Here is a 26,809-nt window from a genome sequence, read left to right as displayed (position 1 = left end):
ATGGCTTAGTGGTTGTCTTTATCTTTAGTATCCATCACAATGGTTACCGGTCCATCGTTCAATAGGCTTATCTTCATATCAGCTCCAAAAATGCCGGTTGCTATCTTTTTACCCATGAGGGCTTCCAGCACGGTTATCATTTTCTCGTACATTGGTATGGCCTTATCCGGCCTGGCCGCACGGATAAACGAAGGGCGGTTGCCCTTTTTGGTTTGGGCGAAGAGCGTAAACTGCGATATCAGCAATATATCGCCACCAACATCAGCAAGGGCTTTGTTCATCAGGCCGCTCTCATCGCCAAATACGCGCATACCTACAATTTTTTGTGCCAGCCACTGCAGGTCCTCATCCGTATCGGCATCCTCTATGCCCACTAAAACCAAAAATCCCAAACCAATTTGCCCGGTTACGTTGCCATCAACCGTGCAGCTTGCCTGTGTAACGCGTTGTAGTACTGCGCGCATAGTACTTTATATTTTAATACTTTTGAAACAATGAAATTACGCTGCCTGCTGTTTCTACTAATATTGTTTACTGCCTGCAAGCGGCACCACAAGGTAAACGTTTCTTTTTATTATTGGAAAACCGTTTACAGCCAAAACCCGGCGGAGCAAGCCCTCCTGAAAAATCTGCACGTAAGTCACTTGTACCTGCGCGTGATGGATGTGGATTTAAATGAAGAGGGCCGCCCCATCCCGGTATCACCGATTACCTTTAAACAAGCCGTACCGACAGGCCAAAAAATTGTGCCGGTGGTGTTCGTCGTAAATGATGTGTTGAGAGGAATATCAAAACCAGCTATCGACGACCTGGCCCGCCGGATTGCCGCCTTTGTTAAAGGCAAAATGGCCCAATCGGGCGCAAGCGGCTATAACGAGCTGCAAATTGATTGCGATTGGACCGCCACCACGCGCGACAACTACTTTTACCTGCTTAAACAAATTGCCCGGCAACCGGGAGCATCGCAAAAAACGCTTTCAGTTACTTTGAGGCTGCACCAACTAAAAAACCTACGTAAAAACGGCATCCCGCCTGCGGATAAAGTAATGCTGATGTGCTATAACATGGGCAATCTGCGGCTATACGGCAAGCAGAACTCGATACTGGATATAAACGAGCTGAAGAAATATGCTAATGACAACATAGCTGATTATCCTATATCATTAGATGTTGGCTTACCCCTGTTTAGCTGGGCTGTTGTATTCCGGAATAAACAATATGCGGGTATCTCAAAAAGTATAAAAAAGGATGATTTAAATAACAAAAAGCACTTTATCTTTATAGGGAACAACATTTACAAAGCAGCAGAAAGCATCCCGGAATTTGGACTAGAGAAAGCCGACGAAGTACGTTGGGAGGCTACTTCTTTGGCCGGTTTAAAAACCGTTTCGGGTTACTTGTCGCCATTAATAAAAAACGATTCGCTTAGCATTATTTATTTCCATTTAGATGAAACGGTTATTAAGCCCTACAGCTACCAGCAAATTGAAGAGGTTAACGATATATACCGTTAGCACGCTTGGTGTCTTCCTTATAGGTATTGGCATAGATATCGCCTGCGGGCCAGAGGCGGATCCCTACGATTATTATACATCGTTTTTTCATGCCAACCTGCCCAAAACCGATGCTTATTGGTCGTTTTATTATAACGGATGGACGTTTTTAAATGATGATACCGAACAAGTAAGCGAAGCCGATATTAACTCAAGGGAATGGGCTGAATACCTTAAAGCCGGGGTGAAAACAAAGGACGTAAAGCACGCTATGTATGAATTGCCCTACCGAACGGATTCGTTGCTGCTTGCACAAAACCGTTACATTACCGGTAAATTACCCGATAGCCTGCAGCACAATACCTTCCTGAAGGTGCTGCTTACGCCTCGAAAAACTAACGCGCTTAAATATTACCACTTCTCAAAATCGGTACAGCAATTTACTGCACACAATTACGACCGCTCCTGGGAGCCTTATCCAAAAGATACAACGCTGATGAAGAAGCGTGCCCAGGAAGCTTTTACAATGGCCGGTACAGAGCAAGACCAATTTTTAAAACTCCGTTATTATTATCAGTCGCAGCGTTTATTTCACTACTCGGGTTTTATAAAAGAGGCTGCTGGTGTTTATGATAAGTACATTACGAAGTTTCGTTCTGATAGCCATGTGATGGGCTGGGCACTATCGTTAAAAGCAGGCGAAGAATTCCGTTTACACCACAGGGAAACTGCAGCCTACTTATTCAGTAAAGTTTTTGCCCAATACCCCGAGCGGAGGATATCTGCCTATTACAGCTTCAACTGGACGGGTGCGCCACTGGAGCAGGTTATCCGCCAGGCAAAAACACCTGCCGAAAAAGGATTTATTTATGGCATTACCGGGTTTCGAGATGCACATATCGGCCTTAGTCACCTAAGCAAAGTATACCAGGCCGATGCGCATTCGGCCCTCATCAGCGTATTGCTGCTGCGCGAAATAAATAAGATAGAAGAAGGGTACCTAAACGCCCAACTTACCGGCAGTAACGAATACGGGCCGGCTGGCTACTACGAACACCGCCAGCAAGACAGCGCGAGGCGGGCGTATGTCAATTACATCCCCAAGTTGAAAAGTTTTTGCGATAAGCTGGCCACTGATAATAAATACCCAGAGCCAGCTTTGGGCCACCTGTCTTCGGCATATCTTTCCTGGATACAGAAGGATTCCGTAGCGGGTTTTAAATCATTAGCTGCCACAGATGGCATGAAGCTGCGCCCCAAACTTTACGACGAAAAGCAGATGATTTCGCTGCTGCTGTATTCGCAAACCATTAAAAGCATCGATACCGCTACCGAAAGCAAGCTATTGCCGGCACTAGCCTGGCTGGAGGGAAAAGTAAGGCAGGAGCGCACGCTGAAAAAGGACACCGACAAATATTGGGGCGATTATGCGTTAAAATATTACTCGGCCTCCTCGCGCGATTTTTATGCCCGGATACTGGCACCCGCCTACCTAAAGCAAAAAGACACCGCGATGGCGGCCTTATGCATATTGCGCAGCGAGAAGACGGTAAAACGCAAATACTCGACAGCGTACAGCTTAGGGTTTGATATGCCATCTTTTTGGCAAAATGAAATGCATTCCTGGCATTTCAACAAAATACTGCGCTGGCAAGCCGATGGCGCTAAAAGGCCATACCTGCGTTTGCTGATGGATAACATGAGCCGCCAATACGTAACCAACACTTACGATTTGCTGGGCACGGCTTATCTGCGCGAACACAAATATGCCCAGGCAGCGCGTGCGCTAAAGCACATTAACGAAAAGGCTTTAAACCAGGTATCGCTTGTAGGCATGAATGCGCACGAATTCCCCGTGGCGTTTGCCGGCCGGCTGAACGATTATCCCAGGGCATCAACATCAAAAAAAGTGGAGGGCTACAATCGCCTGCAATATGCCCTAAGCATGGCCGCCCTGCAAAAGCAAATTGCCGCAGGCAAACCAGCCGCCGCCACCTATTATAAAATGGCAAACGGCCTATACAATGTTACCTATAATGGCAACGCCTGGTTTTACACGGCTTACAGCAGGGCAAGCGATGACAATACCCGGACTAATGGGTTTTATTATGATAACGATTACCTGCATGCACGCAAAGCCGAAGCTTATTTTTTAATGGCCCGCAAGTTGAGCAACGATGCCGAGTTTAAAGCCCGATGCACTTTTATGGCTGCAAAATGCCGCCAAAAAAGGGCAGTTTTCCCGCTCTATCCAGATTGGATAGACAATGAAACGCAATACAATTTAGCGTTTAAAAAGTATGAGGCCCGGGTAGATGCCTATAATTTGGGCCTCAGACAAAATAGTTACTTTCCCGATTTAAAGGCCAATTATTCAAAAACGAAGTTTTATAAAACAGCGATAAGTGAATGCAGTTACTTCAGGGATTTTTTAATCGGCAGTAAGCCTAAGCCGCAGAAGTAAAAGGATATTGTTTTTAGTCTTGGCTCTTGCCTCTAATGATCCTGCCTCTTCCTTTAAGCCCTCGTATCGTTGCCGTTATAAATACTCAGGTAGCTATCGTAACGGGATATAGCGATATCACCTTCTTCGATAGCCTCAAGCACAGCGCAGCCCGGCTCATTGATATGGCGGCAATTGTTGAAACGGCATTGGTTCATCCGTTCGCGCATCTCGGGAAAGAAGTGGCCAAGTTCCTGTTTTTCTATGTCGATAACGCCCAGTTCGCGAATGCCCGGGGTATCTATAATATAGCCACCCTGCGGCAGTTCAAACATTTCGGCAAAGGTGGTGGTGTGCATACCCTTGTCGCTCCAGTCAGAGATCATGTGGGTACGCAGATCTAAATCGGGTAGCAATCGGTTAATCAGGCTTGATTTTCCAACGCCCGAGTGGCCGGAGAAAAGCGTCACCTTATCTTTCAACAAATCCTGAACAGTATCGATATGCGTCCCCTCCAATGCCGAAACCGAGTAGCATTTATAGCCGATGTTCTCGTAAACAGCCTGGTATTCGGCCAGTATTTCCAATCCCTCGTCGCTGAAAAGATCGAGTTTATTGAATATCAGGCAGGCGTTTATACCGTAGGCTTCGGCAGTAACTAAAAAGCGGTCGATAAAGCCTAAAGAGGTGCGGGGCGATGCCAGCGTTACTACCAAAAGTGCCAGATCCAGGTTGGCAGCGATAATCTGCGCCTGCTTGCTTAGGTTGATAGATTTGCGGATGATGTAATTTTTGCGCTGGTGCAGGTTGGTTACTACCCCCGTTTCCTGCTCGGGCTCCATTTCAAAATCTACGATGTCTCCCACGGCCAATGGGTTGGTGGTGGTAATACCCTTGGTGCGGAATTTTCCTTTAATACGGCAATCTATAGTCTGTTCCCCGGCTTTCACCTGGTACCAGCTTCCGGTTGATTTTGTTACGAGCCCCTGCATACGGCCGCAATTTAGGAAAGATAAACAGGCAATTAAAAATAAAATCGCCCGGGCATTTGTTTATTAGGAAATAATCTACTTACTTTACCGACATTATATATGACAACTAACAACACCACAATTACAACTATTATTACCACCGGGATAAAACTTGGAGGAAGATAATCGTATGGTGTAAAACATAAAGACAAACCAAATGAAAGCCTTCCTCCGCAAAGAGGAAGGCTTTTTTATTTTTTATCGCAATAATGAAGGTACTAAAATTCGGGGGAACCTCGGTCGGATCGGTAAGCAGCATCAAGACACTGCTGGATATTTTAAAGGAAGAGAACAATAACGGCAGCAAGCCGGTGGTAGTATTATCGGCCATGAGCGGCATTACCAACCTACTGATTTCTATGGCAGAAGGTGCGGCGGCCGGCAAAGAGTTTACGGCAGAACTGGCCGAACTGGAACGCCGCCACTTTGAAGTGGTAAAGGCACTGCTGGATATTCAAAACCAAAACCCTGCTTACACGCGCCTAAAGATCCACTTTAACCAGTTAGAGGAATTGCTGCAGGGTGTGCTTACCCTGCGCGAGCTTACCGCCAAAACCCGCGATACCATCCTCAGCTACGGCGAGCGTTGCTCGGCTATGATGATTGCCAAGATTGCGGCGCAGCATTTCCCCGAAGCCATATTCGTTGATGCATCAGAACTCATCAAAACCGATAGCGCATTTGGCAATGCCCGCGTTAATTTAGAACTTACCGACCGCCTGATACAAGGCTTTTATGCCGAGAACAGCGACAAGCTGTTGGTTGTAACCGGCTTTATCGCCGGTAACGAAGCAGGGCAAATAACCACCCTCGGCCGTGGCGGCAGCGATTATACCGCAGCTATATTCGGCTCGGCACTGAATGCACAGGAAATACAAATATGGACCGACGTGAACGGCATGATGACCGCCGACCCGCGCATGGTGAAAAAGGCATTCTCGCTGGAAGAGCTCACCTATACCGAAGCAATGGAGCTATCGTACTTTGGCGCCAAGGTAATTTACCCACCAACAATGATCCCGGCTTTTTTGAAAAAGATACCTATCGTCATCAAAAACACCTTCGAGCCGGAGTTTGCAGGAACGGTTATCCGTCACGATTGCAAATCATCTACCCTGCCTATCAAGGGTATCTCCTCCATCAATAACATCAGCATCCTCAGCCTCGAAGGCAGCGGCATGGTGGGCAAATCGGGCTTTAGTGGTCGCTTGTTCTCGTTGCTTGCGAGGGAGCAAATCAATATCATCCTCATTACCCAGTCGTCATCAGAGCACAGCATCACCTTCGCGGTACAACCCACTGATGTAGGCAAGGCACAATTACTGATAGAACAGGAATTCGAGCTGGAGCTATTAGCCAACAAGCTGGAGCCGCTGGTGGTAGAAAAAGGCCAGGCCATATTAGCCATCGTAGGCGAAAACATGAAGCAGACGCCGGGCGTAAGCGGCAAGCTGTTCCATGCGCTGGGGCGTAACGGCATCAACGTACGGGCCATTGCGCAGGGCTCGTCGGAGTACAACATCTCGGTCATCATCTCCGCCACCGACCTGGCAAAAGCCTTGAACGCGGTACATGATGCCTTCTTTATCGAGCTAACCAAAACGCTGCACGCATTTTGCCTGGGTACGGGCAACATCGGCAAAACATTGTTTAAGCAACTGGCAGATAACGCCGGATTTTTGCAAAAAAATAACGGAATACAGGTTAAAATAGCGGGAATAAGCAACACCCGAAAAATGGTGTTCAGCAGCGATGGCTTGCCATTGGATAGCTGGGAAGATGACCTGGAACAATCGCACCATGTGGCTGATTTGAAAACCTTCATCCACCACATGAAAGAGATGAACCTGCCCAACTGTGTGTTCATTGATAACACTGCCAGCCCAACCCCGATAGGCTTCTACGAGGAGATTTTTAAATCGAACATCTCCGTAGTTACCTGTAATAAGATAGGCAACTCGGCAAGCTACAGCCAATACAAAACCTTCAGGGATACCGCGCGCCGCCACGGGGTGGATTTCTTTTACGAAACCAACGTTGGTGCAGGCCTGCCAATCATCCGTACGTTAAAGGATTTGATGAGCAGCGGCGACAGGGTGCAGCGCATCGAGGCCATCCTTTCGGGTACCATATCATACATATTCAATTACTTTAAGGGCGATGCCAATTTCCACGATGTGGTGAAAGAAGCCCAGGAAAAAGGCTATACCGAACCCGACCCGCGCGATGACCTCAGCGGCAAAGATTTTATGCGCAAGATGCTTATCCTGGCCCGCGATGCTGGCTACGAAATGGAAGCAAGCGATGTGCTGATAGATGCCATACTACCCAAAGCCTGCCTGGAAGCGCAAACCGTAGACGATTTTTATGCTGCTTTAAAAGCAGAAGATGCTTTCTTTGCAAACTTAAAAAACACTGCCGAAAAGGATAAAAAAGTGTTACGTTACATCGGCAAACTGGAAAACGGCAAAGCATCTATCACCCTGCAAATGGTTGATGAGGCCCACCCGTTCTATATGATGAGCGGCAGCGATAACATCATCTCTTTTATAACCGACAGGTACAAAGAACGCCCGCTGGTAGTGAAAGGCCCAGGCGCAGGTGCCGAAGTTACCGCCGCTGGCGTATTTGCCGATTTGATAAACGTAGGAGCAAATTAGACGCAAGAGTTTTAGAACCAAGAGACAAGAAAAATGGCGAAAGCCTTAGTTATGAGTAACGATATACAAGATTTAAAAGAACCGGCTGTGGCACATACAAAAGGGTTAGATAGCATTCACGTTTTCGCGCCGGCCACCGTTGCCAATGTGGTTTGCGGTTTTGATGTGCTGGGCTTCGCCGTAAACGAGCCGGGCGACGAGGTAATTATGCGTCGGACCAATAAACCCGGCATCACCATCAGTAAAATTACCGGCGATGATGGTCGCCTGCCGCTTAACCCGGCCAAAAATACCGTAAGCGTAAGCGTACAGCATTACCTTCAAAGCGTTGGCCGTACAGATATCGGTTTAGATATCGAGCTGCACAAAAAAATGCCAATCGGCAGCGGGCTGGGTTCCAGCTCGGCCAGTACGGTTGCGGGCCTGTTTGCCATTAAAACCCTTTTGGGCGATGAAACGGATGCAGCCACCTTATTGCCTTTCGCTATGAAGGGCGAAGAAATGGCCTGCGGCCACGGCCATGCCGATAACGTTGCTCCGGCCTTGTTAGGCGGCTTTGTGCTTATCCGCAGCTACGAGCCGTTGGATGTGGTACGTTTGCCGCACCCGGCAGGCCTATGGTGCGCCATCGTGTTCCCCGATGTGGACGTGCCTACCCGCGAGGCCAGGCAAATCATCCGCAATAAAATCTTCATGAAAGATGCCGTTACCCAATGGGGTAACATAGCCGGCCTGGTGAGCGGCCTGTTTATGCAGGATATAGACCTGATTGGCCGCAGCATGAAGGATGTTTTAGTTGAACCCGTGCGCAGCATGCTGATCCCTGATTTTTATATCATGCGCGAAATAGCGATGGAAATGGGTGCGGTAAGCTTCGGCATATCGGGTTCCGGGCCATCGGTTTTTGCCTTTACAAGGGATGAGGAAACCGCCAAACGCATCACGCAGAAATTACAACAGCACTTAACCGGCATTAAAATAGGCTCCAATGGTTATGTATCAACCATAAATGATGCGGGGCCAAGGGTGATAGGGTAGGTTGATTTCGGATTTCGGATTTTCAAATTCGGATTCCAAAATCTCTCCTAAAAACACAGTCTTAATAAATCCGATATCGAACATCCGAACTCCGAAATCTAAATGAAATTTTACAGTACCAATAATACAGAACTAAGGGTTGGCTTCAAAGAAGCCGTTTTTAACAGCATGCCGCAGGATAAAGGGCTTTATATGCCCGTAGAGATACCGCACCTGGGCGATAAATTCATCCACAACCTGGATCAATACACCCTGCCCGAGATTGCTTACCATGTGGCGCAAACCCTGTTGGGCGATGATATCCCCGCTGCAGACCTTAAAGCATTAATCAAAGAAGCTATCAACTTTTACGCGCCTGTGGTAAAGCTGGAAGAGAAAGTAAACGTGCTGGAGCTTTTCCACGGCCCATCTTTGGCCTTCAAGGATTTCGGTGCGCGCTTTATGAGCCGCGTGATGAGCTACTTTTTAGAAGATGGCGAAAAGCAACTGGATGTGCTGGTAGCCACATCGGGCGATACCGGCGGCGCCGTTGCACTTGGCTTTTTGGGCGTACCCAATACACGTGTTACCATCCTTTACCCTAAAGGGAAGGTAAGCGATATACAAGAGTTACAACTCACCACCAATGGCCAAAACATCCGCGCATTGGAAATTGACGGTACCTTTGACGATTGCCAGGCCCTGGTGAAACAAGCCTTTACCGATGCCGAGCTGAACGCGAAATTTCGTCTTACCTCGGCCAACTCTATCAATATCGCGAGGCTCATCCCCCAAACATTCTATTACTTTAATGCTTATGCGCAGTTGTTGAAACGTGGCACCAGCAAAGTTGTGTTTGCAGTACCTAGCGGTAATTTCGGTAACATCGGCGCGGGCTTGCTGGCCTGGAAGATGGGCCTGCCGGTAGAGCGATTCATAGCGGCAACAAATGCTAACGATACTGTGCCCGAGTTTTTAAAAACCGGCGTGTACCAGCCAAAGCCATCGGTAGCAACGCTATCCAACGCCATGGACGTAGGCAACCCAAGCAACTGGGTGCGTATTGCCGATTTGTTCAAAGAAGACCCTGAGGCATTAAATGCACTCATTGCCGGTTACACTTACAGCGATGAGGACACATTGGCCGCCATACAGGAGATATTTGATAGCTACAAATACGTGGCATGCCCACATACCGCCATCGCCTGGAAAGCACTGAAAGCTTATCAACACGAAAACAAAGCGGAAGACACTGCTGGCGTATTTTTATCCACCGCACATCCCTGCAAATTCCCGGATGTGTTTACCGAACAGATAGCCGGCGAAATTGCCGTGCCCGAGCAGGTAAAAGAACTGGAAGAAAAAGACAGCAAGGCCGTAAGTTTAGGTACTGGGTTTGATGAATTTAAAAGATATTTGCTGGAAAATAATTAAGCATGAGCAAGATTGGCCTTAAACAGGCTTTGATAATATTAACCCTGCTTGTTTTTGGGTTGAGCAGTTGTAAAAAGAAAATGCCTTTTACCCGCGATGGTTGGAACGACGGCGACGGCCTCGACTTCCCCAACCGGTATATGATGGTGGAAGATTTGATGGCTACGCATAAGCTTAAAGGCATGACTTATAAGCAAGTGGTGCGTTTGCTGCATTCGCCGCAACGCCACAGCCATACTGATAAAAGCTTTTATTACGACATTACCCTCGAAATGAAAGGCATCGATACAGCTTATTTCAAAGGCTTGCTGTTTAAACTAAATGACGATTCGGTAGTAACGGATGTGCGGGTTTTTGAGAAAACCGCTAAGAAGAAATAGAATAAGTAAGTTACTTCAGCCATTTAGATAAGTGCTGCCTTGCTTCTTCAGTTGATAACACTTCCCCGTTATTATATTGCTCCACTCCCCTGTTGATTTTATCGATCAGGACTAGTTCGTCTATGATATCGTGCAGGCTGAATTGTGACGGCAAATTATCTACTATTCTCAAAACATCTTCCTTTTTCAACATAGCATAAAAATAACAAGGCTATTTTAATTAAAAGTGTTTATTTAGCCTAAAATTACCATGATCAACACCATCATATTCGACCTCGGTGCAGTACTTATCGACTGGAACCCCGATTACATGTACCGGACTATTTTTAATGACGAGCAGGAAATGCGCCATTTCCTCACTAACGTTGCTACTTCCGACTGGAACGAAGAGCAGGATGCCGGCCGCTCCTTACAGGAAGGTACCGAATGGCTTATAGCCAAACACCCGCAGCACGAAGAAAACATCCGCGCCTTTTACGGCCGTTGGATAGAGATGCTGGGCGATGCTTTTGAAGGCACGGTGGAGATATTTAAAGAGTTGAAAGAAAGTGGCAAATACAAAATATACGCCCTTACCAACTGGTCGGCCGAAACTTTCCCGCTGGCGCAGGAACGGTTTGATTTTTTGAACTGGTTTGATGGCGTTGTGGTATCCGGCGCTGAAAAAATGCGCAAACCCGCGCCTGAGTTTTACCAAATCTTATTAGATAGATATAACGTAAACCCGCAAGAGTCTCTCTTTATCGATGATAATTACCGCAACATCCTGGCAGCAGAAAAAATGGGAATTAATTGTATCCATTTTACATCGCCGGAGAAATTGCGAGAGGAGTTGGTTGCTAAAGAAATTCTTTAGTCATTTTCTGAACTCGAATTTTAAGGAATTAACGAATTATCAGAATTGATATAGCTGCTTACATAAATTCTGCCCATTCCTATAATTCCTTAAAATTCGAGTTCAGACAAAATTGCCGATAAAACAGCAAAGCCCCGCAAGATTCAACTCTCGCAGGGCTTTTGCTTATGATTAATTGTTGTTTTGGCTATTTGGTACCAAACGGCAGGTAAAAGCCGAAGGTAATATTACGCCCCGGGTTGTACACGCCAAAGGTAGGGTCTTCCTGGCTGTAACGGCCCGGCCTCAAGCGGCTAAGCGCATCATAGTATCGCTTATTAGTAAGGTTATTGCCCGATACATAAACCTTCAAAGGCTGCGCGCCAAGTTTAAAGGTTGCGCCAATACCCGCATTCAGCAAGGTGTAGGCATCTGCCGGGGTTTCAAAGGTAGCATCGATACGGGTTTGCTTAAAGAAGTTATCGATGCCGGCAGACAGGTAAAAATCTGATAAGCCTTTTATCTTCGGCTCGAAACGAAGGGTGTTGTGCAACACGCCTGCGGGTATCAGCGGCAACGGCCTATCGAAACTTTGGTTTTGCGCTCGGGTGTAGCTAAACGTATTCTCAAAATGCAGGAATGATACCGGGTGCAGCGTCAGGTTTCCTTCAAAGCCATATAGGTTAGCGTTTACCTGGCCGTAGCGGTAGGCATCGTAGCTGCGCGGCAGGCCGGTGGCTTCGTCGGTAACGGTTATTTGCTCGTTATTGGTGTTTGATGCGTAGATGTAGTTGTGGATGTAGTTTTCGTAAATGCCAAAACTACCCGTTACGAAACCCGAGCCATATTCTAGTGTGGCATCGGCCTGGTAGCTGCGCTCGGGCGCCAGGCTGCCGTTGCCAATCTCATAGCGGTTGGTGCCCTCGTGCACGCCGTTCGAGCCAAGTTCGGCAGGGTTTGGCGCGCGGAAAGCGGTACCGGCGTTTGCCTTAAAGTTGAGCACATCATTAAAGGTATGGGTGTAGCCAACCGCGCCGCTCAGGTTGCCGAATTTATTATCGAAGCCCGTGAAAACTTCCTCGCCATCCACAAACTGCTGCTTGCCTTTGTTCTGAATATAATCAACCCTTAAGCCCGCGCTGAAGGTGTTCTTGTCCCAGATTTTTTTGATGTAGCCGAAAGCGCCGGTGCTATATTCGTCATAGGCGGGCACCAACAGCTCCACGCCTTTGTTTACGCTGTGGCCCAGGCTGGCGCTAAGGCCTATAACGGGGTGCCAGCCATCAAACTCGCGCATGTAATACTTGGCATCCAACGAATAGGTGTTCAGGTCGAAAAATAAAACCGGGGTTGGGTTATCCTCCAGCTCGCGGCGTTGGTTTTTCTGGAAACCGAGGTCGAGCTTCAAGGAGTTGCTGCCGAATATGAAGTTGTTGTTTAACGCTAATTTATAATGGCGGATATCCTGTTTAGGGTAATCAAGCGTGCGGCTGGTATTGTTGCTGTACAGGTCGTCGCCGGGTTCGGCATCAAAAAAGCCTATGTTGGTTTTAAAGTATGAGAAGTTAAGATGCGAGTACCCCCAGGCCTTGTTTACGCCCAGCATACCGTTAACATCGGTTTGGTTAAAGCCGCTGTTTTGGAAATAACCTGCGGGCGTATTGTAAGAGTGCGCATTTTGGTAAGTGCCGCGCCCGCGCCAAACAAAGCCATTTTCATTACCGGTTAGCATCAACGAGGTATTAATAAGGCCGCTATTGGTAGAGTAATTGCTCAACACTTCGCCTTTAACAGTTCCCTCTGCCGGAGAGGGCGGGTCGATGATATTGATAACGCCGCCTAAAGCATCTGAGCCGTACATCAACGATGCCGCGCCGCGCAGTACCTCCACCCTTTCGGCCTGGAACTGGTCTATTTCGATGCCATGCTCATCGCCGAATTGCTGACCTTGCTGCTTAACGCCATCGCTTAACGTAACCACGCGGTTATAGCTTAAGCCACGTATAACGGGTTTTGAGATAGCCTGGCTGGTGGTTATCTGGCTAAGGCCAGGCACTTGCCGGGCAAGGGCATCGATCAAATTGGTTGATGCACCCTGCAACTGTTCCTTGCCAACCACGGTGGCCGATGTGCTGTTGCTGCGGCTGCCGGCGGTAATAGGCGTACCGGTTATCACCACTTCGTGCGCCTCTACTATGCTGGTCTGCATGGCAAAGAGCAAAGGCGTGGTAGAAGCAAAATCAACAGTTTGGGTAATGGTTTTATAGCTTACGTACTGCACCTGTACTACATATTTTCCCGTTGAGGGTACCGAGCGGAAAACGAATTCTCCGTTGGCATCGGTTGCTACGGAAACGTGCAGGTCGGGGATGCTGACCACGGCGCCGACGAGCGTTTCGTTGGTTTTGGCATCAACCACTTTACCTTTAATAATATTAACATCGGCAAAGGCCGCAATTTGTATAAACAGGAGAAAAAGGGAACTAATGAGTTTCAGTTTCATAATAAATAAATTAAGATCCGTGAAAATGCCACCGCAAGGCAGCTTAATTAAGAATTTGTTGATTATGAAACAACGGGAGGAGCACGCCCGGCAGCTAAAATGAGGGCTATGCTGGTAAATTCGTAAACGGGAGATTTAAAGGTATGCGTTGTGGTTATCAGGGTATGCGTATAAGCCACATGGCCCGATAGTTCCATTGCTACATGATGCATGCTGTCGCAAACCTCGCACTTCTCTTTTACGATGGTATGGGTCGAGGTTTTACACTCGTGACAAGATGTGGCATGCACATTTTTTACCTGGTTGTGCTGGTGGGCATAAACCATATACTGGCCTGTTGCAAAGCAAAGCAGTAATGCCCAGGCGTAAATAATATGGAGTGTGCTTTTTTTCACAACAAGTGGTATGCTTTTGGCAATTTTATGCAAAGCTAACTAATAATATGCCAACGCGATGTTTGCATGGTAACAATATTGTTAGTTGTGCGTAATCATGACAATTTTAAACAGCGCCGGCTGCGTATATTTGCCTGCATGAAACCTGCCGAAATTAACCAGAAGTTTGCCCAATTACAGGACCGCATCGCCGCCGACTTTGATAACGAAAAGCCGGATATTAAAGTACTGCTATTTTTGATTGGCGTGCAGGAATTGGGCCAGGGCCCCCGCAAATTCAACAAAAGGCAAAAGGAAGAGCTGATGCACATAGCCAATTGCAAGCTGTTTAGCCAGATGGGCTTTTACGAACTGGAAGGTCAGGACCAGGACGGTTGGCCACATTGGAAGTTGGTGAAAACGATTCCCAACTATGCTATTTTAGAGCAGGAATTACTCATTAAATCGCTTATTGTTACTTATTTCGAAGAAAACGGATATTGAACATGAAAAAACTCTTTACCCTTAGCTTACTCCTGCTTACAGTGAGCATTGCCTTTGCAAAGCCACCGAAGAACCAATACGTACGCATACGCACCCGCTATGGCGATTGCATCATACGCCTGTATAACGAAACGCCGCTGCACCGCGATAATTTTATTAAGCTGGCGAAACAGGGCTTCTATAATGGAACGCTATTCCACCGGGTGATACAGAATTTTATGATACAGGGCGGCGACCCCGATTCGCGCGATACCAGCAAAGCAAAGTCAGGCGCCGAACTGGGCAACGGCGATGTGAAGTACACCATCCCCGCCGAATTCCGCGATAGCCTTTTCCACAAACGTGGCGTTTTAGCTGCCGCGCGGGATGATAACCCCAAAAAAGCATCCAGCGGTTGCCAGTTTTATATTGTGGAGGGTAAGCGCTTCACCCCTGGTCGGTTAGATACGCTGGAGAACACCCGCCTTAAGGGCCGTAAGATACCCGCCTGGCAGCGCGACATTTACACCACGGTCGGCGGCTCGCCCCACCTCGACCAAAACTACACCGTTTACGGCGAGGTAGTAACCGGCATAGATATGGTAGACATTATAGTGGCAGTAAAAAAGGATGCCCGCGACAGGCCAATCGTAAACATACCGATGACGGTGGAGGTGCTGAAAAAGAGCGAGTGCAAGGCTTTGGATAAATTGCTTAACCCGGGCCGCTGAAGCCCCCCCGGCCCCCTACCGCGTGCCGCCTTCAGCTTTAGCGGTGGCGCAAAGCTGGAGCGTTTGATTGGCAACAGAGCTGGAATTTCCTGGAAAACTGTAGCTAAGCAAGCGCAATTTATTGGAAAAAGCTGGAAATTTTTTTGCGGCCCGAACACCGGCTTTTAGGCAAAAACAGCCATTCCATGCAAATTTCGCCCTTTTTAGGTTTTTAAAGAAAAAGCTATAAAAAGCACTAAAAACACCGAAAAAGCTCCGAAAAACTCGGATTTTTTACGGTGTTTTGGCAAATTTACGCTGGTGGCAGAGGCGATTTCACGGCATGTATGCTCTTCCCTCCATGGCCCAATTCCACCAATTTTTCCAACATTTCTATAAAATAAACCTGGACAAGCAAACACGCCAAAACCCGTGTTACCCTTCGGGAGTTTTTTTACTACTTTTACTTCGGCCCCTTTAGGAGGCTGGGGCTCTTCATCATGAAAATAATCACTTACAACGTTAACGGCATCCGTTCTGCCATCAATAAAAACTGGCTGGCCTGGCTGCAGGCTACCGATGCAGATGTAGTTTGCCTGCAGGAAATAAAAGCTACGCCCGATGTACTCACCGACCTGGGCCTGATAGATGCGCTTGGCTACCAGCACTTCTGGTTCCCTGCGGAGAAGAAGGGCTATAGCGGCACCGCAATTTTCAGCAAGATATTGCCCAATCATGTAGAATATGGCTGCGGCATCCCCGACTTCGACCGGGAGGGACGCTGCATCCGGGTGGATTTTGATGAGGTATCGGTAATGAGCGTTTACTTCCCATCCGGTTCCAGCGGCGATGAACGGCAGATATTCAAATACCGTTTCCTTGATGAGTTTGGCAAGTACCTTACTCTGCTAAAGGTAGAGCACCCTAAGCTGGTGGTCTGCGGCGATTACAATATCTGCCACCGCGCTATCGATATCCATAACCCAAAATCGAATGCCAATTCATCAGGCTTTTTGCCCGAAGAACGGGAGTGGATGGAGAACTTCATCGAATCTGGTTTTGTAGATACCTTTCGCCATTTAAATAAAGAGCCGCACAACTACACCTGGTGGAGTTTCCGTTCCGGTGCACGGGGCAAGAATTTGGGCTGGCGCATTGACTATGCCATGGCGAGTAAAGAACTGGAGGGGAATATTAAACGGGCGGCCATATTGCCAGAAGCAAAGCACTCTGACCATTGCCCGGTATTGCTGGAGTTGGAGTTTTAGCCCCCTAACCCCCTGAAGGGGGGACAGAATTTAATTGCTATGCACGAGAACCTGCCTTTAGTTAAATATTGGTTTCAATTTGACCACCCAACCGATTCGATGGATAAATTATCTTTCGGTGTGACCGCATATAATTATGAGGATGCCATTAACTTAATCCGTGATGCTTTTGAAAAATCTGAACTCCCGCCTATTAAGTCTTTTTTTGAAAATACAGACGTATTTCAATTGGATGAAGCTGGGAATCCGATCTACCCGGAAAACATGCCAGGCAATTTTAGGGGTATTTGGTTTCCAAAAGGATTGGGTTTAGCAAATAAATAACTGCCCAATATTTCATTACATTCGTTTCTCTAATCATTAGCCATGCGTAAATATTGCCTGTTTTTATTTAGCCTGATACTTAGCTTATCCGCAAAGGCCCAGCAACCTGGCGCTCCCATCGATGTACAGCATTACAAATTTGCCCTGCAACTAAACGACGCCAATAACAATATCAAGGGGCAGGCAACGGTGCAGGTTAAATTCCTTAAAACGGTCAATGCCTTCAGCCTCGATTTGGTTAAAAAGAAAGCCAACGGCAAAGGCATGCTGGTATCATCCGTTACTGAACAGGGCAAGCCATTATCGTTTAAACAAGATAGTACCCACCTGGTTATCACAGCAAAGGCTAACACAAGTAGCGCCCATACCTATACCATCAAATACAGCGGTATACCTGCCGATGGATTGATTATCTCTACAAACAATTACAAGCATCGCACCTTTTTTGGGGATAACTGGCCAAACCGCGCCGAAAACTGGCTGCCTTGCGCCGATCATCCTTCAGATAAAGCCGCTGTGGAATTTGTCGTGACCGCCCCCGCTCACTACAACGTAGTAGCTAACGGCCTCAAGCTGAAAGAGCAAACGCTGCCCGGTAACCTAAAGCTGACGCACTGGAGCGAAACGGCACCCATCTCTACTAAAATTATGGTAATTGGCGTAGCCGACTTTGCTATCGACCACACCGGCGATGTAAATGGCATCCCCGTTTACGCCTATGTATTCCCGGAGGATAAAGAGGCTGGATTTAAAAGCTACGCCTACGCTACCGAGATACTGCCCTTTTTTATTAAGAACGTTGGCCCGTACGCGTATAAAAAACTGGCCAATGTACAGTCTAAAACAATCTTCGGCGGCATGGAGAATGCGGGTTGTATCTTCTATTATGAAGAATCGGTGAAAACCCCCACTATCGAAGAACTGATGGCACACGAGATTGCCCACCAGTGGTTCGGCGATGCCGCCAGCGAAAAAACATGGCCAAACCTGTGGCTGAGTGAAGGCTTCGCTACCTATATGACTAACCTATACCTCGAAAGCAAATACGGCACAGAAAAACTTAAGCAACGCCTGGCGGCAGATAAGGGAACAATATTCGCTCTGGAGAAAACACATTTCGCTGCTGTTGTTGATACCACTATAACCGGCAACTATATGCAACTGCTGAATGCCAACAGCTACCAAAAAGGCGGCTGGGTGCTGCACATGCTGCGCCGCAAACTGGGCGATGATTTATTTTGGAAAGGCATCCGTAATTATTACGCGCAATACAAAGATAAGAACGCCAATACCGACGACCTCTGCACAGTAATGGAGCAAGCCAGCGGCGTAGATTTGAAACAATTCTTCAAACAATGGCTGTACACGGCAGGGCATCCCGCATTAATGATTGAGAAATCTTACGATAAAGCATCAAAAACTTTAACGCTGCACATCATCCAGAAGCAGGACACCGTTTATGAATTCCCCCTGGAATTCACGATTGACGGAAAAGCCGGCATCATCCGGGTAACAGAAAAGGAAATGACCATGAAATTTACCGCCGATTCGGGTGACATCGTATTCGACCCGAATGTTAACTTATTGGCAACGATAAAGGTTGTTGACTAGACGTTAAAGTTTTATTTCGTTCAACTGTTCTTTCAATAGCGGAAGATCAGCCTTAACTGTAGTGTATATTGTGGCTGCAGAAACGCCAAAGTATTCGTGGATTAATTTATTGCGCATTGCTTTCATCAATCGCCATTGAACGCTTGGATTGGCTGCTTTGGTAGTTTCAGAAATTTTGGTTGCTGCTTCGCCTATAATTTCAAACCGCCGGATAACAGCATCCTGCATCATCATATCGGTGGCAAAATCAAACTCAGTTTTGGTGCCGATATAACTTTCTATAATTTCTATAGCATCTAAGATATCTTGCACATAAATCTTATCGCTCCTACTCATAAAATGGCGATTGCAGATTGCAAAACTTCCTGCCTGATAGACGGTTTGATGGCGCTGTATTCAACGAGGTCTACTTTGCGGTGGGTCAGTTCGGCTATTTCCTCCTCAAGCGAGAGCAGTTTAAATATAGTAAACCCAGTATCTCCCTCAATTAAAAGGTCGATATCGCTGTCAGCATTATAATTCCCTTTGGCTATGGAACCAAAAATGGCGGCGCGTTTAATGAAGTAGCGCTTTAGCACAGGTAAAATAAGTTGCTTGTATTTCTCTATTTCCTGCATAATCAAATGTAAAACATTAACACCAAACAAAAAAGCCTCCAAAAAGGACGTCACTTGCCTCTCATGCGCTTTAATGATACATTTGCCGCAACCTAATTGCCATCGCAATGCAAATAAAACATACTTCATCTTTTAAAAACCCGGAGCAAGATACCGCCTGGTTTAAAAACTGGGTTGCCCAACTGGAACAGGCCAACAACAAAACCTACGAACGCATCTCCGTTAAAACATCGTTAGGCCATACGCAGGTATGGGGTGTAAATACGCAGCTTAAGGAAGCCGAAACTTTGGTGATATTTCCCGGCGCGCGTACCACTTCGCTGTTTTGGGATTTAGATAACGGGCTGGCCAACCTGGGCACGCCGTTGAGAATATATCTGGTAGAAACCAACGGACTGCCCAACTTGAGCGATGGCAGCACGCCTGATATTAAATCGAATGGGTATGGTGAATGGGCGGCAGAAGTATTGGATAAACTGAACATCGGCAAGGCTTATATCGCCGGGGCTTCGTTCGGTGGGCTGATAGCGATGAAACTTTGCATCACGCAGCCGCAAAAAGTGCAGGCTGCATTTTTACTTAATCCGGGCTGTTTGCAGTCCTTTTCGCTCACTTTAAAAAACCTGTACTACAATTTGCTCCCCATCATTTCTCCCAGCGAAAAAAACGTACGGAAGTTTTTGGATAAGGCAATCCTTTGCAAGCCAACACATCAAATTTCCCCGGCAGCCGAACAGTTGCTGATCGATTATGAAGTATTTGCAATAAGCCGTTATAAGGATAACACCCAAAAACCTTACGACATGAATAAGGAACTATTAAAGATAAATACGCCCACCTACCTGCTGGAAGGTACTGCCGATATATTATTCCCTTACCAGAAATCAGTTGAGGCAGCCAAAGCTAAAATCCGCAGTTTAAAAGATGTTAAAGTGTTTAATAATGTAGGCCACGGCATCGAGACCTACGCGCCGGCAATGGCCTATATCGGTGGGGTAATAGAAAGCTTAAAATAAAAAAGCCTCCCAAAGAGGCTTGAAATTTCTTATTCCCCTTCGGAGACCGGGCAGACTTACCCTTTCACCCGCTCAACATAGGTACCGGTAGCGGTATCAACCTTTACTTTGTCGCCTATATTGATGAATAAGGGTACGCGTATCTCGGCACCGGTTTCAACGGTTGCATTTTTTTGCGCACCTGTTGAGGTATCGCCTTTTACGGCTGGTTCGGTGTAGGTTATCTCCAATTCGGCAGAACCGGGGATAGAACCCATTATCGGCTCGTCGCTTTCAAAAGCTACGATTACGTTAGTGCCTTCTTTCAAAAATTTAACCGCAGTGCCGAATAATGACTTGGGCACGTTGTGCTGGTCGTAAGTGGCGTTATCCATCACCACCAGCGCATCTCCGTCTTCGTACAGGTATTGGTAATCGCCGGTCTCTACGCGGCGTATATCCACCTCTTCATCGGTACGGAAACGGTATTCAACCAGTTTCCCCGACCGCACGTTACGCATACGTGCCTGGTAAAATGCACGCAGGTTGCCCGGCGTGCGGTGTAAAAACTCTTCTACCTGTACCAACTCCCCGTTAAACTTAAGGATGTTACCGTTTTTTATATCAGATGCCTTTGCCATATCAAATTTAAGATTGAGGGGTAAAATTAATTATCTGAGCGTAAATGTGCAAATGAGGAAGATTGGATTTCAAATGTGCAAATAAGAGAAATAACCCTGTTATGCCTTTTTTCATCTGCACATTTGAAATCTGCACATCTGCACATCGTTTCCTCAATGTCAAAAAAGTCATTTTTTGCAATAGTTGACCAACCTTTTTAAAATAAAGGACTTAATTAGCCAAAGTTAGGTCGTAAGAAAACGTTTTCGTGCTTTGTGGGTATTAATATTGGGTTAAGATTTAATAAAGTATAGTGTTTTGATATACATTTTATGCTTATTTATTATTAAAAATGTGATATTTACAAACTCTAAAACCAGAGCAAAGCATACGACCACTAAGATCACCGGTTCATGAAGACAACACCTGCCCAGTTAAAGATACTTTCGATAGATATCGGCGGTTCCAGCATAAAGGCTACCATATTAGATAGCAAAGGCAATCTGAAGATGGATTATAAGAAAGTGGTAACGCCCAAGCCAGCCAATCCGGAGAATGTTATCAAATCTATCAACGTACTGGTAAAGAATTTCCCAGGCTACGATAAAGTTTCTGTTGGCTTTCCGGGGTATGTACGCAACGGCATAGTTAAAACCGCGCCCAACCTGGGCAACGATCTTTGGAAAGATGTAAACTTTAAGACTAAACTGGAAGAAGCTTTGGGTAAGGATGCACAGGTAGTGAACGATGCAGACATGCAGGGCCTCGGCGTAGTAAGCGGCAAAGGCCTCGAAATGGTGATTACCCTGGGTACTGGTTTTGGTACAGCATTATTAATGGATGGGCACCTGCTGCCGCATTTAGAGGTAGCGCATCACCCTGTATCAAAAGGCCGCGATTATGACGAATACATAGGCGATATAGCCCTTGATAAAGAAGGCGTAAAAAAATGGAACAGCCGTATTAAAAAGGTTTTCAAAATTCTGAAAACTGTGTTTAATTACGACTACCTATATATAGGCGGAGGCAACTCCGATAAGCTTACTTTTAAGCTTGATAAAAATATGAAGATAGTAACCAATGCGGATGGCATAAAGGGCGGGGCGAGATTATGGGCAGAAGATAAACACCCGGTTACCCATACAGCAATGGCAACCCCAACAAAATAAATACCCCTCTTTTTTAATACAATAATGGAAAAACCAAATCAAGCACTCGAGACATTAGCGATAGATACCGTAAGGATCCTTTCTGCAGATGCCGTACAAAAAGCAAACTCAGGCCACCCGGGAACCGCAATGGCGCTGGCACCAATGGGCCACGTATTGTGGACCAAGTTTTTAAATTACAACCCCAAGAACCCCGATTTCGCGAACCGCGACAGGTTTATCCTTTCTGCAGGACACGCTTGTATCTTGCAATATAATTTCCTGTACTTAACAGGTTACGATTTGAGTTTAGACGACATCAAGGCATTTCGCCAGATGAACAGCAAAACCGCCGGTCACCCGGAATACGGTTTGGCTCCCGGTGTAGACGTTACTACCGGCCCATTAGGCCAGGGTTTCGCCAACGGCGTAGGTTTTGCTATCGCGCAAAAACATTTGGCAGCGCGCTACAATAAACCGGGGTTCGACCTTTTCAACTATAACGTTTACGCGATAGTGAGCGATGGCGATATGATGGAAGGCGTAACCTCAGAAGCGGCTTCTTTAGCAGGCCATCTGCAACTGGGCAACCTGATCTATTTATATGATGATAACCACATCTCGATAGAAGGCAGCACCGATATCGCCTTCAACGAAGATGTAAGCGCGCGCTTCCGCTCTTACGGCTGGCATGTGCAGGAAATATCGGATGTGAACGATACCCACGCTTTAGAGCTGGCTTTGATCAATGCAAAATCCGAATCGCAGAAACCATCGCTTATCCGCGTACGTTCGCTGATCGCTTACGGTAGCCCTAACAAATCAGGCACTGCAGGCTCGCACGGTTCGCCACTGGGTGCCGATGAAATAAAGCTGGTAAAAGAATTCTTCGGTTTCGATCCGGAGAAATCATTCAATGTACCAGCCGAAGTTTTAGAATACTACCATGCCAAAGGCGCACGCGGCGAAAAAACCGAAGCCAAATGGAACGAACTGTTTGCTAAATACAAAGCGAAATTCCCGGAATTAGCTGCTGAATACGAAACCGCAGCATCTGGCGAACTGCCTGCAGGTTGGGCCGATAAGCTGCCAACCTTCAAAGCATCCGACCCTAAAATGGCAACCCGCCAGGCATCGGGTAAAGTGCTGAATGCAATCGCTGCAGGCCTGCCAAATTTAATTGGCGGCGCAGCAGATTTAGCCCCATCTACCGAGACCAACCTGAAAGAGTACGATTCATTTACTTCGGAAAACCGTGCAGGCCGCAACTTCCACTTCGGTATCCGCGAGCATGCCATGGGTTCGGCATTGAACGGTATGTCGCTTACAAAAGGCGTGCTGCCATTCGGCGCTACCTTCCTGCAATTTGCAGATTATATGCGCCCGCCGATCCGTTTGGCAGCCATTATGAAGATCAGCCCGATATTCGTTTACACCCACGATAGTATTGGTTTAGGAGAAGATGGAACAACGCATCAGCCTATAGAGCATTTGGCAACATTGCGCGCTATCCCTAACGTAACCGTTATCCGCCCTGCGGACGCCAACGAAAGTTCATTCGCCTGGAAGGTAGCCATAGAGAAAAAAGGCGGCCCGACTGTATTGATATTCACCCGCCAGGGCCTGCCAATCCTGGATCAGGATAAGTACGGCAAAGCATCAGGTGTAGAAAAAGGCGCTTATGTATTATCAGAAGCCAGCAAAGGCATTGACCTGATACTACTGGCAACAGGTTCTGAAGTAGCGTTGATTATGGATGCGCAAGCTAAGCTGGAAGCAGAAGGTATCTCTACCCGCGTGGTAAGCATGCCATCATGGGAGCTGTTCGAAGCGCAGGATGCCGCCTACAAAGAATCGGTACTGCCTAAAGCAAGTCGCAAACGTTTAGCTGTAGAAATGGCATCCCCTATGGGCTGGCACAAATACACTACAGACGAAGGCGACACGCTTTGCATGACCACATTCGGCGAATCGGCACCGGCAGAAGACCTGTACAAACACTTCGGCTTTACGGTAGATAATGTAGTTAAAAAAGCGAAAGCTTTGTTGTAATTAGATACAAGAGCTAAGAATCAAGAAACAAGACGGTTTGAAATGCATTCTGTCTTGTTTCCTGGCTCTTGCCTCCTGACTCTCAGAAAGAATGAGTTTAATAAGCGAACTTAAATGGTCCTCCGAAATTATCAACCCAATTGGTAAGCAAAAAGTAGCGCAGCAAATTGCCGCAATGGTGAAGGACCGCGATATACTGGGCGTGGGTTCGGGTTCTACGGTTTATATGGCCTTGCTGGCGATTGCCGAGCGCATCAAAGCCGAAAAGCTGAATGTGCTTGCCATACCAACATCAATAGAAATATCGATGTTTTTGAGCAAGCTGGGCATACCCATGACCACTTTGTATGAGCATACGCCCGATTGGCTTTTTGACGGTGCCGATGAGGTTGACCCTAAAAACAGCCTGATAAAAGGACGCGGTGGGGCCATGTTCAAAGAGAAACTGTTGATAGCCAGCAGCAAGCGCAGCTATATTATTGTAGACGATAGCAAGATAGTAGACAAGATAAATACCAACTTCCCTATCCCTATTGAGGTATTCCCGCAGGCATTGCTACACGTGGAAGCTGAGCTAAAAAAACTGGGAGCCAACAGCATTATAATCCGGCCTGCCAAAGGCAAAGATGGCCCGGTGATAACCGAGAACAACAATTTGATACTCGATTGTTATTTCAACAATGTACCCGATACTATGGAACGCGATATAAAAGCCATAACGGGCGTAATAGAAAGCGGGCTCTTTATGGGTTTTGAACTGGAGATTTTGGTAGCTAGCAATCGCTAACGCTTTTTTACGCTGGTATAGCACAATAAGGAGATTTGCTTAACAAAAGACAGCAGATTAATTAAGAACTTTACATAAACAACAAGAGGCTATTGACCTCAGTAACAACACAAAACGAACATTTTTAATACACCAGAATATGGCAAACAACGTTAAACAAATACATGATTTCGGCCAGAGCATTTGGCTTGATTTTATCGACCGCGAGATTATCTCTTCGGGCAAACTGCAAAAACTGATAGATGAAGACGGCGTAAGAGGCGTTACCTCTAACCCCGCTATTTTCGAGAAAGCCATCACCGGCAGCTCGGATTATAATGAAGACATCAAAACCCTTGGTGCCGAAGCAAAAACTACCGAAGAATTATTTTTTGGTTTAGCAGTAAAAGATATACAGGCAGCCTGCGCTTTGTTCGAAGGCGTGTACAATGAAGAAGTTGTAGGTGCGGATGGTTACGTTAGTTTAGAGGTATCGCCGTTTTTGGCGCTTGATGCCGAAGGTACTGCTGCACAGGCAGAACTGCTTTGGAAACAGGTTGACCGTAAAAACGTAATGATCAAAATTCCGGGCACTAAACCGGGGTTAAAAGCCATACAGGAATCTATCGCCAAAGGCATTAACATCAACGTTACCTTGCTTTTTGGTTTAGAGCGTTACGAGGAAGTAGCCAACGCCTACATCGCAGGTTTGGAAGAGCATTTAGCCGCCGGCCACAAAATTGCGCATATATCATCGGTAGCAAGTTTCTTCCTAAGCCGCATCGACGTGGCTGTAGATCCATTGCTGGAAGCAAAAGGCGCTAAAGAATTGGTTGGCGAGGTTGCTATCGCGTCGGCAAAAAAAGCATACGAAATTTACAAAAGAGTGTTCAGTGGCGAGCGTTGGGAAAAATTAGCCGCCGAAGGCGCAAAACCACAGCGTTTGCTTTGGGCAAGTACCGGCAGCAAAAACCCTGCATTTAAAGATACTAAATACGTTGAGGCTTTGATTGGTCCGGATACCGTTGATACCGTTCCTTTGGAAACTGTAGACGCGTTCCGCGACCATGGTATCGCTGCCAACACCCTGGAATTAGGTTTAGACGAAGCAACCGCAACATTGGCCAAACTAAAAGATTTAGGTATCGACCTTGATGCCATCACCCAGCAACTGGAAGATGAAGGTATTGAGAAGTTTAACAAACCTTTCGAAAAATTGCTGAAAGCGATAGAAGAACAAAAAGAAAAGGTTTAAGCCTTTTAGCTTTAAAAAAGCGAGGGCATTGTGCGACTCCCCTCTTGAGAGGGGGCAGGGGTGTGTTAATCCGCGTGGTTAACACACCCCGCCACCGCGCTAAGCCCGGCACACGCCCCTCTCTAGAAGGGAACTGAAGATAAAACCTCACACATCTGCCGATAATGAAATACACCGACCTGAAGATCCTTTTTTTTGACGTAGGCGGCATCTTGCTGACTAACGGCTGGGGCCATGAATCGCGTAAGGAAGCAGCGAAGAAATTCGGGCTGGATTACGAGGAAGTGAACGCCCTGCATAACTTCATTTTTAATGTGTACGAGATTGGCAGCATCACGCTGGATCAGTACCTGGATACGGTGATATTTAACCATCCCCGCGAATTTGTGCGCGAGGATTTTAAAGAATTCATGTACGCGCAATCGAAAGAATTGCCTGATATGCTGAAGTATTTAAAAGAGTGGAAAAAGAACTGCGGTTTCCGCGTCATTTCCATTAATAATGAGGGCAAGGAACTGAACGATTACCGCGTAAAGAAATTTAAACTGCACGAAGCGTTTGATGCCTTTATCTCGTCGTGCGAGGTAAAAATGCGTAAACCCGACCCGGGCATCTGGCAATTAGCTATGGGTATTGCCCAGGCCTCGCCAGAACAATGCGTGTATTTCGACGACCGCATTATGTTTGTAAAAACAGCCGAAAAGCTGGGCATCCGCGCCTTTCAGCATACCGACTTCGAAACAACTAAAAAAATATTAAACGATCTTAAAGACGAAAACCTCAAATAAC

At 46.7% G+C, this 26,809-nt stretch carries 26 protein-coding genes; 18 read left to right on the top strand and 8 right to left on the bottom strand.

The annotated features are described in order from the left end of the window. Nucleotides 1–5: 5 nt before the first annotated feature. On the bottom strand, nt 6–464 hold the full coding sequence (gene dtd / locus AC1DXC_RS04705) for a D-aminoacyl-tRNA deacylase (protein ID WP_477457980.1): 459 nt from the start codon (nt 462–464) through the stop codon (nt 6–8). A 30-nt stretch (nt 465–494) separates the two neighbouring features. Between dtd and AC1DXC_RS04700 the strand changes: the two genes are divergently transcribed. Further along, complete coding sequence (locus tag AC1DXC_RS04700; RefSeq protein WP_477457979.1) at nt 495–1,514, top strand: hypothetical protein; 1,020 nt, start codon at nt 495–497, stop codon at nt 1,512–1,514. Further along, entirely contained in the window at nt 1,450–3,957 is a 2,508-nt protein-coding gene (locus AC1DXC_RS04695) for a hypothetical protein (protein ID WP_477457978.1), read from the top strand. The genes AC1DXC_RS04700 and AC1DXC_RS04695 overlap by 65 nt, the downstream gene beginning before the upstream one ends. 53 nt (nt 3,958–4,010) lie before the next feature. On the opposite strand, the gene rsgA is transcribed toward AC1DXC_RS04695, so the two are convergent. Further along, on the bottom strand, nt 4,011–4,928 hold the full coding sequence (gene rsgA / locus AC1DXC_RS04690; protein ID WP_477457977.1) for a ribosome small subunit-dependent GTPase A: 918 nt from the start codon (nt 4,926–4,928) through the stop codon (nt 4,011–4,013). Nucleotides 4,929–5,176: 248 nt separating this feature from the next. On the opposite strand from rsgA, the gene thrA reads away from it, so the two are divergent. From thrA to AC1DXC_RS04670, 4 genes are all read left to right on the top strand, one after another. After that, nucleotides 5,177–7,627, top strand: a complete 2,451-nt coding sequence (thrA, locus tag AC1DXC_RS04685; protein WP_477457976.1) for a bifunctional aspartate kinase/homoserine dehydrogenase I — start codon at nt 5,177–5,179, stop codon at nt 7,625–7,627. Between the two features lie 51 nt (nt 7,628–7,678). Further along, on the top strand, nt 7,679–8,665 hold the full coding sequence (locus tag AC1DXC_RS04680) for a homoserine kinase (protein ID WP_477458015.1): 987 nt from the start codon (nt 7,679–7,681) through the stop codon (nt 8,663–8,665). 102 nt (nt 8,666–8,767) lie between these two features. Then, nucleotides 8,768–10,078 (top strand): threonine synthase, encoded by a 1,311-nt coding sequence (gene thrC, locus AC1DXC_RS04675; RefSeq protein WP_477457975.1) that lies wholly within the window; start codon nt 8,768–8,770, stop codon nt 10,076–10,078. A 2-nt stretch (nt 10,079–10,080) separates the two neighbouring features. Then, the gene (locus AC1DXC_RS04670; protein ID WP_477457974.1) at nt 10,081–10,458 is read left to right on the top strand and encodes a hypothetical protein; all 378 of its coding nucleotides are present in this window, start codon (nt 10,081–10,083) and stop codon (nt 10,456–10,458) included. Nucleotides 10,459–10,468: 10 nt separating this feature from the next. Here the strand turns inward: AC1DXC_RS04670 and AC1DXC_RS04665 are convergent, their stop codons facing one another. Next, on the bottom strand, nt 10,469–10,630 hold the full coding sequence (locus AC1DXC_RS04665; RefSeq protein WP_477457973.1) for a hypothetical protein: 162 nt from the start codon (nt 10,628–10,630) through the stop codon (nt 10,469–10,471). A 78-nt stretch (nt 10,631–10,708) separates the two neighbouring features. Here AC1DXC_RS04665 and AC1DXC_RS04660 point away from each other — a divergent pair, with 78 nt between their 5' ends. Further along, nucleotides 10,709–11,314: an HAD family hydrolase gene (locus AC1DXC_RS04660; RefSeq protein ID WP_477457972.1), complete on the top strand. Its 606-nt coding sequence runs from the start codon at nt 10,709–10,711 to the stop codon at nt 11,312–11,314. Between the two features lie 187 nt (nt 11,315–11,501). On the opposite strand, the gene AC1DXC_RS04655 is transcribed toward AC1DXC_RS04660, so the two are convergent. Both AC1DXC_RS04655 and AC1DXC_RS04650 read right to left on the bottom strand, forming a co-directional pair. Next, nucleotides 11,502–13,796, bottom strand: a complete 2,295-nt coding sequence (locus AC1DXC_RS04655) for a TonB-dependent receptor (RefSeq protein WP_477457971.1) — start codon at nt 13,794–13,796, stop codon at nt 11,502–11,504. Between the two features lie 62 nt (nt 13,797–13,858). After that, nucleotides 13,859–14,191 (bottom strand): hypothetical protein, encoded by a 333-nt coding sequence (locus AC1DXC_RS04650; RefSeq protein WP_477457970.1) that lies wholly within the window; start codon nt 14,189–14,191, stop codon nt 13,859–13,861. A 138-nt stretch (nt 14,192–14,329) separates the two neighbouring features. Here AC1DXC_RS04650 and AC1DXC_RS04645 point away from each other — a divergent pair, with 138 nt between their 5' ends. The 5 genes from AC1DXC_RS04645 to AC1DXC_RS04625 all read left to right on the top strand — a co-directional run bounded on the left by AC1DXC_RS04645 (nt 14,330) and on the right by AC1DXC_RS04625 (nt 18,566). Then, a complete protein-coding gene (locus AC1DXC_RS04645) occupies nt 14,330–14,674 on the top strand; it encodes a hypothetical protein (protein WP_477457969.1) in 345 nt (114 codons plus the stop codon). A 2-nt stretch (nt 14,675–14,676) separates the two neighbouring features. Beyond that, nucleotides 14,677–15,384 carry a peptidylprolyl isomerase gene (locus AC1DXC_RS04640; RefSeq protein ID WP_477457968.1) on the top strand — a complete coding sequence of 236 codons (708 nt, stop codon included), beginning with the start codon at nt 14,677–14,679 and terminating at the stop codon, nt 15,382–15,384. A gap of 479 nt (nt 15,385–15,863) precedes the next feature. Continuing rightward, nucleotides 15,864–16,631 carry an exodeoxyribonuclease III gene (locus tag AC1DXC_RS04635; protein ID WP_477457967.1) on the top strand — a complete coding sequence of 256 codons (768 nt, stop codon included), beginning with the start codon at nt 15,864–15,866 and terminating at the stop codon, nt 16,629–16,631. A 39-nt stretch (nt 16,632–16,670) separates the two neighbouring features. Then, on the top strand, nt 16,671–16,955 hold the full coding sequence (locus AC1DXC_RS04630) for a hypothetical protein (protein ID WP_477457966.1): 285 nt from the start codon (nt 16,671–16,673) through the stop codon (nt 16,953–16,955). Between the two features lie 42 nt (nt 16,956–16,997). Then, complete coding sequence (locus tag AC1DXC_RS04625) at nt 16,998–18,566, top strand: M1 family metallopeptidase (protein WP_477457965.1); 1,569 nt, start codon at nt 16,998–17,000, stop codon at nt 18,564–18,566. A 3-nt stretch (nt 18,567–18,569) separates the two neighbouring features. Here the strand turns inward: AC1DXC_RS04625 and AC1DXC_RS04620 are convergent, their stop codons facing one another. Further along, nucleotides 18,570–18,902 carry a HepT-like ribonuclease domain-containing protein gene (locus tag AC1DXC_RS04620; RefSeq protein ID WP_477457964.1) on the bottom strand — a complete coding sequence of 111 codons (333 nt, stop codon included), beginning with the start codon at nt 18,900–18,902 and terminating at the stop codon, nt 18,570–18,572. After that, the gene (locus tag AC1DXC_RS04615; protein WP_477457963.1) at nt 18,899–19,312 is read right to left on the bottom strand and encodes a nucleotidyltransferase family protein; all 414 of its coding nucleotides are present in this window, start codon (nt 19,310–19,312) and stop codon (nt 18,899–18,901) included. Before AC1DXC_RS04615 ends, AC1DXC_RS04620 begins: the two co-directional genes overlap by 4 nt. On the opposite strand from AC1DXC_RS04615, the gene AC1DXC_RS04610 reads away from it, so the two are divergent. Then, complete coding sequence (locus AC1DXC_RS04610) at nt 19,291–20,199, top strand: alpha/beta fold hydrolase (RefSeq protein ID WP_477457962.1); 909 nt, start codon at nt 19,291–19,293, stop codon at nt 20,197–20,199. The two genes, AC1DXC_RS04615 and AC1DXC_RS04610, sit on opposite strands and share 22 nt — an antisense overlap. Before the next feature lie 56 nt (nt 20,200–20,255). Here the strand turns inward: AC1DXC_RS04610 and efp are convergent, their stop codons facing one another. Next, nucleotides 20,256–20,819, bottom strand: coding sequence for an elongation factor P (efp, locus tag AC1DXC_RS04605; RefSeq protein ID WP_477457961.1), 564 nt, complete (start codon nt 20,817–20,819; stop codon nt 20,256–20,258). 393 nt (nt 20,820–21,212) lie between these two features. On the opposite strand from efp, the gene AC1DXC_RS04600 reads away from it, so the two are divergent. The 5 genes from AC1DXC_RS04600 to AC1DXC_RS04580 all read left to right on the top strand — a co-directional run bounded on the left by AC1DXC_RS04600 (nt 21,213) and on the right by AC1DXC_RS04580 (nt 26,808). Beyond that, nucleotides 21,213–21,968, top strand: coding sequence for an ROK family protein (locus AC1DXC_RS04600; protein WP_477457960.1), 756 nt, complete (start codon nt 21,213–21,215; stop codon nt 21,966–21,968). Between the two features lie 24 nt (nt 21,969–21,992). Continuing rightward, complete coding sequence (tkt, locus tag AC1DXC_RS04595) at nt 21,993–23,999, top strand: transketolase (RefSeq protein ID WP_477457959.1); 2,007 nt, start codon at nt 21,993–21,995, stop codon at nt 23,997–23,999. 91 nt (nt 24,000–24,090) lie between these two features. After that, nucleotides 24,091–24,786 carry a ribose 5-phosphate isomerase A gene (gene rpiA / locus AC1DXC_RS04590; RefSeq protein WP_477457958.1) on the top strand — a complete coding sequence of 232 codons (696 nt, stop codon included), beginning with the start codon at nt 24,091–24,093 and terminating at the stop codon, nt 24,784–24,786. 139 nt (nt 24,787–24,925) lie between these two features. Further along, nucleotides 24,926–26,020, top strand: a complete 1,095-nt coding sequence (tal, locus tag AC1DXC_RS04585) for a transaldolase (protein ID WP_477457957.1) — start codon at nt 24,926–24,928, stop codon at nt 26,018–26,020. 164 nt (nt 26,021–26,184) lie between these two features. After that, entirely contained in the window at nt 26,185–26,808 is a 624-nt protein-coding gene (locus AC1DXC_RS04580; protein WP_477457956.1) for an HAD family hydrolase, read from the top strand. Nucleotide 26,809: the final 1 nt, after the last annotated feature.

The organism is Mucilaginibacter sp. P2_D11, from assembly GCF_056404435.1.
Note: the sequence above shows the minus strand (reverse complement) of the source record. Positions and strands in the feature narration are given on the sequence as shown.